7 protein-coding genes are annotated in these 13,205 nt (G+C 52.1%); 6 read left to right on the top strand and 1 reads right to left on the bottom strand.

Annotation, left to right across the window (positions count from 1 at the left end; translation table 11 throughout):
- Positions 1–348: 348 nt before the first annotated feature.
- The 5 genes from MJZ26_13130 to MJZ26_13110 all read left to right on the top strand — a co-directional run bounded on the left by MJZ26_13130 (position 349) and on the right by MJZ26_13110 (position 10,839).
- On the top strand, positions 349–4,059 hold the full coding sequence (locus tag MJZ26_13130; GenBank protein ID MCQ2106720.1) for a tetratricopeptide repeat protein: 3,711 nt from the start codon (positions 349–351) through the stop codon (positions 4,057–4,059).
- An 84-nt stretch (positions 4,060–4,143) separates the two neighbouring features.
- Positions 4,144–5,421: a histidine--tRNA ligase gene (gene hisS / locus MJZ26_13125; protein ID MCQ2106719.1), complete on the top strand. Its 1,278-nt coding sequence runs from the start codon at positions 4,144–4,146 to the stop codon at positions 5,419–5,421.
- 109 nt (positions 5,422–5,530) lie between these two features.
- Positions 5,531–7,162: a hypothetical protein gene (locus MJZ26_13120; GenBank protein ID MCQ2106718.1), complete on the top strand. Its 1,632-nt coding sequence runs from the start codon at positions 5,531–5,533 to the stop codon at positions 7,160–7,162.
- On the top strand, positions 7,159–8,970 hold the full coding sequence (locus MJZ26_13115) for a GDSL-type esterase/lipase family protein (protein ID MCQ2106717.1): 1,812 nt from the start codon (positions 7,159–7,161) through the stop codon (positions 8,968–8,970). Before MJZ26_13120 ends, MJZ26_13115 begins: the two co-directional genes overlap by 4 nt.
- A gap of 18 nt (positions 8,971–8,988) precedes the next feature.
- Positions 8,989–10,839, top strand: coding sequence for an MBOAT family protein (locus tag MJZ26_13110; protein MCQ2106716.1), 1,851 nt, complete (start codon positions 8,989–8,991; stop codon positions 10,837–10,839).
- Between the two features lie 117 nt (positions 10,840–10,956).
- On the opposite strand, the gene MJZ26_13105 is transcribed toward MJZ26_13110, so the two are convergent.
- A complete protein-coding gene (locus MJZ26_13105) occupies positions 10,957–11,670 on the bottom strand; it encodes an SDR family oxidoreductase (GenBank protein MCQ2106715.1) in 714 nt (237 codons plus the stop codon).
- A 30-nt stretch (positions 11,671–11,700) separates the two neighbouring features.
- On the opposite strand from MJZ26_13105, the gene MJZ26_13100 reads away from it, so the two are divergent.
- The coding region (locus tag MJZ26_13100; protein MCQ2106714.1) for a hypothetical protein at positions 11,701–13,205 on the top strand (1,505 nt) is incomplete at its 3' end.

Raw genomic sequence — 13,205 nt, 5'->3', positions numbered from 1 at the left:
ATGTCGTTAGAGAAGTTTTCCACAGCAGCGCGGAACACCATACGGCCGATACGACCGAAACCATTGATACCGAGTTTGAGAGCCATTATTGGATCCTTTGTTTTATTGTGAAATGCTTGCCACATTAAACGAAGTGGCGTGCGTTTGACTCCAAATTTATTAAAATTGCGGGAGTTGAGTAGGTCTTTTTAGAAAAAATTTTGCATTTATTGGGTTATGAGTCACTTTAATCACAAATTTTTCCGTCTAGCTCCCCTTTTTGGGTTGTTTTTCCTGGTTTCCTGTGCCGGTAACGGCCAGCCCCTAACCGAAAACGCCCCTCAAAGTTCAGAGGAGCGCAGCTCAAATGTGGCTGAAGACTATTTCGGAGACTATGAATCCTCCCCCGCCCCGTCCTCCACGGCTGGTTCTGGCAAGAGAAATTCAAGCCAACAGGCCCCCATGGTCCGGAACGGAGCCATCAGTACCGCCGGATTCAGTTTCAAGGCCCCCGACAGCGACGGATGGTCCCAGGTCAGCATCAACGACCCGGGCGAAACAGGCGTTCCCTACGAATTCTATAACGCAAAGACCGGACGTCGAGCCGTTCTTATCGAGGTCGAACTACCCAAGGGCGAACCCGCACGACTCATGGACCGCGCCCAGATGGAAATGCAGGCTTTTGAAAGCAGCGGCAAGAAGGCTACCCTGGCCGAGACCTACCCGGAAGAGGCTTTTGGTGCCACAGGCGCATTCTTCGACGTAAAGGGCAAGCGCTTCGAAACTCCCTACGAGGCTGTAGGCCTTGTGATCGGTGGCGGAAACCATGTATACACCCTGACCCTGTCGGCAACAGACGATGTTCCTGCCGAAGGAGCCCTCAAGGAAGAATGGAAGGAATTCTTCGCAAGCTTTGCATTAAAGGAAACGTCCCAGGAATCCGGTCCGGAACTGTCCCCTGAACGGGTGCAGGAATTCAAGTCCGAGGCTCTCGGTTACACCTGGAGCGTAAAGGATACCCTATGGCATCACTGGATGGGAATCTCCCGCCAGAACGACGACCCTGACCTGGTCCTCAGCAACAAAGGCGAAGACATCTCCATGTTCGTCTACGGAGCCATGGTTCCCCAGGACGAAGTGAACCAGAACGACCTGTTCAAGGTTCTGCTGGTACGCCTTGGCGTTGACCCCTCCAACCCCACTCTGGAAGTACACCGCCAGAAAGTCGGCGACAAATACGCCCAGGACTTTACCCTGACCCACGTGGTCAACAAGTTTGACTTTATATATAAGGGACGCTACTTCTACGAAGACGGACGAGGCATTCTCGTTGTCACCTGGACCCAGGGCGTAAACAAGGGCAAGTACAGCAAGGTCATGGACCATGCCATCGAAGGGATTACCGTCGGTGCAAAGCCCGAGATGAACAGCGCCGATGCTGACGCGGCCAAGAAACAGGCCAAGTTCAATGCAGCCATCATGAGCCAGGTGGGCCTGCTCCGACTGCTGGAGAACCAGCCCCTGGTAGCCCTCAGCTACTTTGAACGCGCCAACAAGATGGACCCGGAAGAACCCCTATACCTGATCAACTGCGGTTTCGTGTACCAGATGAAAGAACTGTACGGACCGGGCATCAGCCATTTCGAAAGCCAGAGGGAACTGGTCCGCAAGAACGGAAAGCTTTTGAGCATTCTCGGCGAAATGTACGAGGCGCTGTTTGACTATGGTCGTGCCCGCGAATGTGCCGAAGGAGCATTGCGTTACACGCCCAACAATCCGGAATACGTGATCAACCTGAGCGACGCCCTATGGGGACTTGGCCAGCGTAACCAGTCCCTGATGGTGGTACAGCGACTTTACGACACCCAGCCCAGCAGCCGCCTGGGCGTGTACCTGGCAAAGACATACATGGGCCTGGACCAGTACGCGGAAGCGGTGGATGTTCTCTACGGAGTCCGTGGACGCTTCGGCATGAGCGTTGAGCTGGGAACCACCATGATGGACGCCCTCATGTTCCTGGGCCGTTTCGAGGAAGCCCGCGCCATCAGCGAAGAGACCTTGGCCAAAGACAGAAACGATTACAAGATCTGGACCATGCAGGGAAAGATTCTTTTCTACAGCAGGAACTACCGCGATGCAGAAAAATCCCTGACGAAGGCCCTGGCCCTAAGGCCCGACAACGAAGACGCCAAGAGTTTCCTGTCTGCAACCAAGGCATTCCTGGGCAAGGCAGACAACCGCACCCTGCAAAAGCCTATCGACCCGGTGGAGCCTAGGGCGGCAGACCTCAAGAGCCTGCTTCGTCCCGAGGCAAAGGCCGCGGGAGTCGACGGAGACTTCCCTGCCGTCATCCACTACCGTAAGGAAATGCTGAAGGCAGAAAAGGGTGCCAACTGGACCCGTTCCGAGGAAATGTTCATGGAAATCCTGGATGTGCGCGGCGCCGCCATCTACCGTGAATTTACCTTCGACTTCCTGCCAGGCTTCGACCGCATCTACATTAACGCCCTGGAAGTCTACGACAGCAACATGAAGCTGAAGCAGAAGGCAAACCTGAACGGGGCCTACATTACTTACGCCACGGAAATCGGCGGCGGAAACGAAAGCCAGACAGCCCACTTCCCCTTGCAGGAACTGGAACCGGGCGACTTCATCTACATGCAGTACAGCCGTACGAACATCGAGAACAAGGGTATGATTCCCTACACCAACTTCGTAAGTTCCAAGGATGTTCCCGTTGGTGAAGCCAGCTTCAAGATCTATGCAGACAAGGACCGCTTTGTTACCGAGGAATACGGCCCCTTGGAACGTCGCGATATCAAGGGCGGCGTGGAATGGACCATCAACAATCCTGTGGTAATCCGCAAGGAACTCTACATGCCTGTATACCGCGACTTCGGCGCAGGCCTGATGCTCACAGGAAAGCAGGAATGGAAGAACGTCGGCGAAGATTACCAGAACCTGATCAAGCACCAGTTCAAGCAGGCTGTTTCCGTTCGTGAAAAAGCCTTCGAAGTCAAGGGCAGCAAGGCAAACGACAACGCCGTCAAGGCCATCGTGAACTTCGTACGCCGCGACATCCGCTACCGCGATGTCCGCTTCGGCGGTCACAGCCTTATTCCCCAGACCGCCGAAGTGACGCTCAAGGAGCATCGCGGCGACTGTAAGGACATGGCCCTACTGTTGAAGGAAATGCTTGCCGCAGTTGGCATCAAGAGCTATCTTGCCGCAATCCATCTTACGGAAGAAGGCTTCGAGCAGCTTCCCACCATCCAGCAGTTCAACCACATGATCCTCTACGTTCCCAAGCAGGACAAGATCAGCGAAATGTGGATTGACGCTACGGACAAGACTGGAAACGACCGCCCCGTGCCCCTCGACATGGAAGGCAAGGTGGCCCTGGTTATTGACGACGACAACAGCCATGTGGTAACCACCCCCATCCTGGAAGACAACCAGGAGCATCAGGTTGCAATCAACCATCGCCTGTTTATCGGCAACGACGGTGCCTGCGAATTCCGCGACTCCGTCTCTCTTGCAGGCAAGTTCGGCAGCGTTATGCGTAACCGTTTCTACGGCCGCGACGTCAAGGACCAGGAACGCCTTATGGAAGAATTCCTCGTGACAGGTATTCCCGACGTTAGCATCGGAAACATCAAGATCGAGAACCTGTCTGAATTCAACAAGCCCTTGATCCTTATCGTTACCTACGCATCCAAGGGTTACTTCGGGCAGGGCGGTTCCGAACTGAAGGGCCGTTTCCCCAACGTATGGGAGCGCAGCCTTTTCAAGCTGCCCAAGGTTTCCAAGCGTCACCATCCCATCCGTATGCCTCACGAGACCCAGTTCAGCTACAACCTGACTGTCAAGGCCGCTAGTGGCAAGACCGCAGTGGTTAAAGGTCCCAAGGCATTCAGCCGTGAACCGGATTACGTCAGTTTCGAAAAGGATTTCAATGGTGAGAACAGCATCAAGTGGACTACGTTTGCGCTGTATGCCGACCCTGCCGAATACGAAAAGATTCGCGAGGAATGGACCTACCTGCTAAGCGAGACCAGTCCCCTCATCGAAGTGAAGTAATATTCAAAATTGCTTCTATACAAATAGCATTTTGCCCCCGAAAATTTCGGGGGCTTTTTCCAATTTTCTATCTTTGGCAGCACTATGAGTATTGCAATTCCCCAGTTGCCGAAAGGCACACGCGATTTTTATCCTGAAGCACAGCGCATTCAGAACTACATCTTTGACACCTGGCGTAAAACCGCCGAAGAATTCGCCTACGAAGAATACGAAGGCCCCATGTTTGAACACCTGGAGCTGTACACCGGAAAGTCCGGCGACGAAATCGTAAGCCAGCTCTATAACTTTGTGGACAAGGGCGACCGCGCCATTGCGCTCCGCCCCGAAATGACCCCGACGCTCGCCCGCTTGGTGATCCAGAAGGCCCGCGAACTGAAGAAACCCTTCAAGTGGTTCAGTATGCCTCGCCTGTTCCGTTACGAAAAGGCACAGAAGGGTCGCCTCCGTGAATTCTTCCAGCTGAACATGGACATCATCGGTACCGAAAGCATTTACGCCGAAGCCGACCTGATGGCAGCTATCGCCACCATGCTCCGCAAGTTCGGCCTGAAGGATGGGGAATTTGCCATTGGCGTTTCTAGCCGTAAGTTGCTGGCCACCTACCTGGACGAAATTGGCGCCCCCAACCCCGCACAGGTCTACCCCGCTCTTGACCGTCGCCTGAAAATCGGCCCCGAAGCTTTTGCAAAGGCATTGGCTGACGCTGGCCTCACTGAAGATCAGGTGGCAAAGCTTGACGCTTTCATGAGTTGCAAGTCCATCGAGGAAGTTGCTGCAGCCGTCCATAGCGAAGCCGCTACCGCCGCTCTCGACGAAATCAAGGACCTGTTTGCCACATTGGAAGCCGCTGGTTACGGCGAATGCGTGAACCTGGACCTTTCCATTGTCCGCGGTCTCGCCTACTACACCGGCATCGTATTCGAAGTGTTCGACAAGGGTAAATCCATGCGCGCCATTGCAGGTGGTGGCCGTTACGACAGCCTTACCGAAAAGCTTGGCGGCGACCGCATTCCGGGCGTTGGCTTTGGCATGGGCGACGTGGTGCTTGCAGACTTGCTCCGCGAACACAACTTGCTCCCCAGCCCCAAGCAGAGTGTGGACTTCTACATCGCAAGCTTCACTAACGACATGAAGAAGGTCTTTGAAGCAGCCCAGATTTTCCGCGCAAACGGAAATACAGTTTCTCACCCGCTCTCCTCCATGAAGATGGGCAAGCAGCTGGACCAGGCAAACTACCAGGGTGCAAAGATCGTGGTTTACGTTGATGGCGACAAGGCAGCCGCTGGCGAATTCGAATACAAGGATTTGCGAGACGGCACCATGCACGTTGGCAACGTAGAAGCCATCAAGGCAGCACTGTAGCTTCGCAATTATGAATTATGGGTTATGAATTATGAGAGACCTTTTTCTCGTACTTCATAATTCGTAATTGTCCATTGTTCATTGTTAATTGTTCATTGTTAATTGATACATGTCCCCTTTAAAAACTTTACTCAGTATCCTTAGCCTTTTTGTAGTTCTCGGCATTGTAGCCGTGATCTATCCCGAAGGCGGCATTTCCATTGGAGACTACACGCTCCGCTACCCTAAGCTGACGGATATTTTCGAGAAGGCTCCTGCAGTTGCAGAAGGTGATTCTGCCGCCGAACCTCAGGAAGACCCCGAAGCCGCCATCAGGGAAATGATGGAAGCCACCCGCAAGAAGGAATTTGCGGCATTCTCCGACTCCCTAAAGTTTTACGAGGACTTCTTTAAAAACGGCAAAACCCGCTTTGATTTCCCCAACGACGACCCCACCTGGTTTGACCGCTTTTTCCTGCATCTGGAACTGGCCGAACTGGACAGCACCGTTGTCCATATCGTTCATTACGGTGACTCCCAGCTAGAAGAAGACCGTATTTCTGCAACCATCCGCGATGACCTGCAGGACGAATTCGGCGGTGCAGGTCCCGGCATGATGCCTCCTATCATGACAGTTCCTTCCCAGACCACAAGTCACTCCAGCAGCGGAGCCCTGGAACGATACATCCTGTTCGGTCCCAAGGACCAGGAAGCAGATCACGGGCGTTACGGCCCGCTTGCCCAGCTGGCCCAGCTTAACGGAGACGCCGCCATTACCATCCAGAAGCGAAAGGAAAAGAAGGACCAGTTCAAGCACGTTGGCGGCTTCAACACCTTTAAGCTGCTTGTGAACAAGAACGCCCGCATCAAGGTTCGTCTAAACGTCAATCAGACCTTTACCGAAGTTGTTGGCGAAAATGAAGACGGCACTCCCAAGGAAAAGACCACTACGAAGGTTGTGGAAGCAGCCGCCCCCTCTGTCGAGAAATTCAACAAGCTGGCAGTCTACACCTGGAAGCTTCCGGATACAACCTCTCTCGCCAAGCTGTACATCTCCGGCTATGCCGAAGTCTACGCCATTTCTGCTGAAGGCGGTTACGGCGTAAACGTAGACAACGTGGCCATGCGCGGAAGCTCCGGCACAATCTTCCACCGCATCGATTCCGAACTTCTGGCAGAAAGCTACAAGGCAATGAACGCCCGCCTCATCATTATGGAATACGGCGGCAACCTTGTTCCGGGAACCAGTTCCAGCAATGTGGAATGGACAAAGAAAATCATTACCCGCCAGATCCATGCGATCCAGAAGGCCAACCCCGACGCAGACATTCTGTTCATCGGCCCCGCAGACATGGCAAAGCAGGTGGATGGCCAATGGAAGACCTATCCGGGTCTAGCCCTTACCATCAAGACCCTACGCCAAGTCGCCCTGGAAAACGGAGTCGCCTACTGGGACATGCACCGCGTCATGGGTGGAAACGGAGCCATGATGAAATGGGTCAAAAAGGAACCGGCCCTTGGCTTTACGGACCACATCCACTTTACCCGCCGTGGTGCCGCCTACATGGGTGACCTGTTCTGCGCAGCACTTCGCATGCACTACGACTACTTCAAGTTCCGCGACAAGCACGGCATTAGCGACGAAAAACTCCGCGACATTCACGACTACGCCGACAGTGTAAAGTCCGCACCAGTCCAGTCCGCAGTTCAGGATTCTGCAAAGGCTGATTCTACAAAGAATACTGCGGAGGAGGCCAAGTGAAAACTGGATACACACTCTTTGCTAAGTTCATAATCCTTTTTGCATGCATTCTGTCTTTCAGCAATGGCTTTGCCAAGGACCTGACCATCGCACCCGGCAGCTATGTTCTAGACTTATCCAAGTACGACTTCATTGACACAACCTTGAACACAATCCAGTTCCCTAAGGGTGACGCCGATTTCGAAGCCTTCTATAAAAAACTGGACACGCTGGTTTTTGAAAACAAGGGTCAAGTCCGCATTTTGCATATAGGTGGATCCCACCTGCAAGCAGATGTAATCTCCGGTCGTATCCGCGAACACCTGATCAAGGAATATCCGGGTGCAAGCGCCGGCCGCGGTTTCGTATTTCCCTACTCTGCGGCCAAGACAAACACCCCCTCCAGCTATGCCAGCTATTACAAGGGCATCTGGGAAAAATGCCGCAATATCCAAAAGGCTGTGAACATGCCCCTTGGACTTTTGGGCATTGCAGTCAGCACCAGCGATCCTCGTGCAGAAATCTCGTTATTGCTGGACAAGTATAATTCCGAGCCCATGTGGGGCGAAACCAAGTTCCGTCTCTTTGGCTACAGCGACAACAACGACGTGGTGCCGGTTCTTCGCGTTGATTCTACAGACATCTACGGCGTCCAGGATTCTTCCAGCGGTAGCTATGTGTTTACCAGTCCTCGCCCCATCGACTCCATCTTGATCCAGTTCCGTTGGGTCGACAGCCTCCAGCAGGCCAGCGTCGCACAGTTCATCACGGACTCTCTGCTGCAGGATTCTATCGCCAGGGCAAACATGGATTCAACGCAAATCGATTCCGCAGCCAAGGCCCAAAATGCAGTCAAGGATTCGGCTAAGGTTTCTGTTCCAGACAACGTGACTTTACCTGCAAATACCGAGATGGCCCTGGATTCCATGTTCCAAGGCGACTGCGATTTGCTAGATACGGCCTGCATGGCTGCTAGCGACAAGGAAACCAAGGTTGCCGAAAATCCAACAGGCATGCGGAAGTGTTCCGACGTTGTTGCAAAGCCCGCAGTCAATTACGCCGAAGGTGAGTTGGACGAATCCAACTCTGAAAACACCCACTGCATTCCAGACACAGTTGCTGTTGCCGATTCCGTAAAGAAGAACGCACGTCCTCGATTCACCCTTACCGGCATTCTGTCCGAAAATGATCAGCCGGGCATTACCTACACCGGTGTAGGAATTAACGGGGCCAGGGTTCACGACTACTTCGAGGAAATCTCCCCCAATTTCGAAAAAGAAATGGAATTCTACAAGCCCGACCTGGTTATTTTCGCCATCGGCATCAACGACGCCAACGTTGTTAATTTCAACGACAAGCAGTTCGTTGACGACTACAGTAAGCTTATTGCTCGAATCAAGAAGGTTTCACCTAATGCTGCAATTATCTTCGAGACCAACAACGACATGTATCGCAAGGTCAAGAGACGTCGTTACGTGCAGCACCCCAATGGCGAAGTGGCTCGCAAGGCGTTCTTCAATCTGGCAGAAAAGCACAAGGCCGGTGTCTGGGACAAGTTCAACCTTATGGGTGGCCTAGGCTCCATGGCAAAGTGGGAAAAGGCAGACCTAGCCAAGGGCGACAAGGTTCACTTCAAGCTTGCCGGCTACCACCTACTTGGCGATCTGTTCTACAAGGCTTTGATAAACGCCTATGCCGATCATATCGCAAAGCTTCCAGCCGAGGAACCCAAGGCTCTGCAGCCGGCCCCGGTAAAACAGTCCGACACTGCACAGGACACCCCTACAAAGACTGCTGAAAAAAAGATCGCTGAACCTGCGAAGAATTAACAAAATCCTTTTAGAACCATGCTCGATTATATACTTCCTTTTTTAACCCGCACCTTTGCATTTGACCCCAACAGTCCCCTGCTGTTCACACAGTTCTACTTCTGGGGATTCTTTGCAGTTGTGTTCGCTGTTTTGACCCTGGTCCACAACAGAATTCTGATGCGCAACACCTTCCTGTTCGCCACCAGCTTGTTCTTCTACTACAAGACCAGCGGTAGCTATGTCTGCATTTTGATTTTCTGCGTGGTTGCCAATTTCTTTATCGGAAAGTTCATTGAAAAGGCTTCAAAGGAATGGGTTCGAAAGCTATGGATGATTCTTGCAGTTGCCATCGACCTTTTGGTACTGAGCTACTTCAAGTACGCCTACTTCTTCCTGGATGTGTTCTACCAGATTACGGGCATTGAACTTCATGTCTACAATTTCTTTGCCGCAGCAAGCAACGCTATTTTCAAGACCAACTCCCTGGTGGATACCATTATCCTGCCGGTGGGTATTTCCTTCTTCACTTTCCAGGCCATCAGTTACTGCGTCGATATTTACCGCGGCAAGATCAAGGCCGTAAGCAATGTCCTTGACTTCGGCTTTTATCTCACATTCTTCCCCCAGTTGGTGGCAGGCCCCATTGTCCGCGCCGATAATTTCGTGCCCCAGCTTTACAAGAAGTTCTTCCTCCCCCGCCGCGCCTTCGGCATTGCAGTTTTCTGGATTTTGAATGGCCTTGGCAAGAAGGTTATTTTGAGCGACTACCTGGCCACTAATTTTGTGGACCGCGTTTTCGACACCCCGCTGCTGTTCACCGGCTTTGAAAACCTTATTGCATTGTTCGCCTACTCCCTGCAGGTTTACGCCGACTTTAGCGGCTACACCGACATAGCCATTGGCGTCGCCTTGCTCATGGGTTTCCGTCTGCCCCAGAACTTCAATAGCCCCTACAAGGCATTGAACCCCACGGATTTCTGGCGTCGTTGGCATATCAGCCTTTCCACCTGGCTTCGCGACTACCTGTACATTCCCCTGGGCGGTAACCGAAAGGCTTCCTTCGGCACCTATTTCTGGATTATCTTCACCGCAGTTTCCTCCGTACTTCTTTCTGGCAGCATTTGGGTTGGTGTTGGTTGTGCCGCATTCCTGCTGTACATTCTTCTCTATATGCGCTTTAAGCCGGAATCCAAGAAGTTCATTACCACCCAGATGAACGCCATGACTACAAAGCTCCTGGGCGGCCTCTGGCACGGCGCAAGCTTCAACTTTATCATTTGGGGCGGCCTCAACGGATTTGGACAGATTTTCAACCTTATTTGGTGCAAGCGAAGCCTCTCCTGGCGAGCCTTCGCATCCTTTTTCCTGCTGGCAATCTGCGCCATTTTCTACAAGATCCTGGGTTATCCCATTTTCGCCATTCTTACAGTATGGTTCGGTGCACTGTTTGTGGGCATTTACTCCGTCATGATTTTCCGACTGTTCAGCCAGAAGACTTTCCACTGGCTCTATGTCGCCTGGAATGTGACCCTCACCTTCGTGTTCATCACCTTTACCCGTTTGTTCTTCCGCGCAGGCTCCAACCTGGACCCGGCGGAAGCTAACGAAGTGGCCTGGAACACGGCCAAGAACATGGTGAACCAGATGGGTTCCGCCTGGAAGTTGGATACCATTCCCGCCATTGCCTGGGAACACATGAATATTATCCTGGTATTCGTGGCAGGCATGCTGATTCACTGGATTCCCCAGCGTATCAAGTCTCGCTACCGCATTGCATTTGCCACCCTGCCGTTGCCCCTGATGGTTCTTGCCACGGCGGTAATCATATTCTTTATGTACCAGTTTATGAGCGCCGATACCCCGCCATTCATTTACTTCCAGTTCTAAATCACTGCTGGTGTAGCAAACAGAACCTATATCGCGATAAAAAAGTCCGCCATTGGCGGACATTTTTTTTGCAACAATTTTCAATTTTGCAATGCAGCAATTTCTTGGGGATATACGCTATTTTTCTAGTTTCCAGCCGCAGTCGTTGTGGTAAATCATCTGCTTGGTCATGCCACCGTCGATGCAGATGTTTTCGCCAGTAATGAAGCCGGCCTTGTCGCTGGCTAGGAACAGCACCATGTTGGAAATATCCAGTGGATTGCCGACGCGGCCTGCGGGCTGCTGGGTTGCATCGGGACCTTCATATACGGTAAAACCGGTATCGATCCAACCCGGAGAAATGGAATTTACTCTCACGCCGCGTTCCCCGAGGCTTACGGCAAGTGCGTGAGTAAGCGCTGCGATGCCGCCCTTTGCCGCCGTATAGCTTTCCGTCTGCGGCTGACTCATGCGGTCGCGACTAGAGGACATATTAATGATGCATGCACCTTTTGCAAAGTAAGGTGCAAAAAGTTTTGCCAAGTAAAAAGGTGCCGTCACCCCCACCGCCAAAGCGTAGGAAAATTCCTCATAGGAGCATTCGTCAATACCCTTCATCAGCGGCAAAGCATTATTCACCAGAACATCCACGTGGCCGAACTTTTCGATGACGAACTTTGCGAAATCTTCAAGCACTTCCTTCTTGGAAAGATCCCCAACATAACAGGGGTTTTCACGAATGTCTATAAGGGCAACCTTGGCCCCTTCTTTTTCAAATTCACTGACGATGGTAGCGCCGATTCCATGGGCACCACCGGTAACAACAACCACTTTATCTTTGAATAAATTCATGGTGAGAAATATAATTTTATATTTGCGGGCATGGCTGATGTACAGAACAGTTCCGCTTTGGAAAAGCGAATCAAGAAGCACGTAATAGGAAAGCCCCATCGGTTTATGGCGGTAGCTCCTTTGGGCTTTGAAGAAACGCTGGCGGAAGAGTTAAAGTACATCGGGGTGGAAGTCACTTCAGATGGGACGCCGGGTTCGAAGTGCGCAAACGCATCTGGTTTGAACAGCACGGCAAACACATCTAGCGAGAACTGCGCCGCGGGTATAAAAGTCGCAGGCGACGGCAAGGTGGAATTTACCGCAAAGATCACGGAAGCCTGGAAGGCTGTGGCCTACTGCCGCATCGCCAACCGCGTGCTGATGGAAATCGGCTGTTTCAAGGCAGAGAATTTCGGACAGCTGGAAAAAGGCACTGCCGCGGTACCCTGGGAATTGTATTTGCCCGTTTGTCATTCTGAGCGAAGCGTAGCGAAGTCGATAAATGAAACTAGGAACTTTAGTTCCTTAGTTGAATTAGGTTCGAAGGAACAGAATCTAGATATACACGTGACTTGCAAGCATTCAAGGCTCTATCACTCAGGTGCCATCGAAGAAAGAGTGGCACCGATTATCGCCAAGGCCTTGGCTGGTTCTAATCCAGACTCGTATCCGCAAAACCTGTACGTCAACTTGCAGGATGACCGCTGCACCCTCTGGCTGGACCTGGCCGGTGAAGAACTTTACAAGCGCGGTCACGAGCGTTTTGTTGCCGAAGCCCCGCTGAAAGAAACTATTGCAGCAGCAATGATTTTCGAGGCAGTCAGGTTCCAAGCCATTCATCAATCATCAAGCGTTAGGCAAACACCATCCTGCGATAATCATCAATTAAATATCGTGGACCCTATGGCCGGTAGCGGCACCTTCTCGCTGGAAGCGGCCTACATTGCAAACGGTCTGATTCCCGGCAAGTGCAGGGACTTTGCCTTGAAGCACCAGCCCGCCTTTAAGGAAGGCACCTGGAACTATTTGCTAAAGGCTGCGGATTCTACACAATGTCATCCTGAGCGAAGCGGAGCGGAGTCGATAAATGAAACTAGGAACTTTAGTTCCTTAGTTGAATTAGGTTCGAAGGAACAGAATCTAGAATCAACACAAAACATATTACGCATTATCACTAGCGACATTTCGGAACGCCCCATCAGCATTATCAAGCATAATGCAGAAGCTAGCCCGCTGGCAGAAATTGCGAAAACAAATCCCAACGCAGTCACCATCAACCCGCAGCTGAAGGATTTCTTTAGCTACACCATTGATGACATTTGCGCAGTTCGACCATCCGCAAACGATACAGCCCGCGACATTGTGATTTTATTAAACCCGCCCTACGGCAAGCGCCTGGCATTTGACGCTCCCAAGCTGTACACAAAAATCGGGCAGAAACTTGGCCAGCTAAGTCGCGACGCTCAATCCTGCGGCGCATCCATAACCGTAGCCATCCTCGCCCCGAAAGACGACACCCGTGGCGGCGCCCATTACACCTGTACCGAAAATTTGCT

This window comes from Fibrobacter sp., from assembly GCA_024398965.1.
Classification (GTDB): domain Bacteria; phylum Fibrobacterota; class Fibrobacteria; order Fibrobacterales; family Fibrobacteraceae; genus Fibrobacter.
This window is presented reverse-complemented; position numbering and strand designations above follow the sequence as displayed.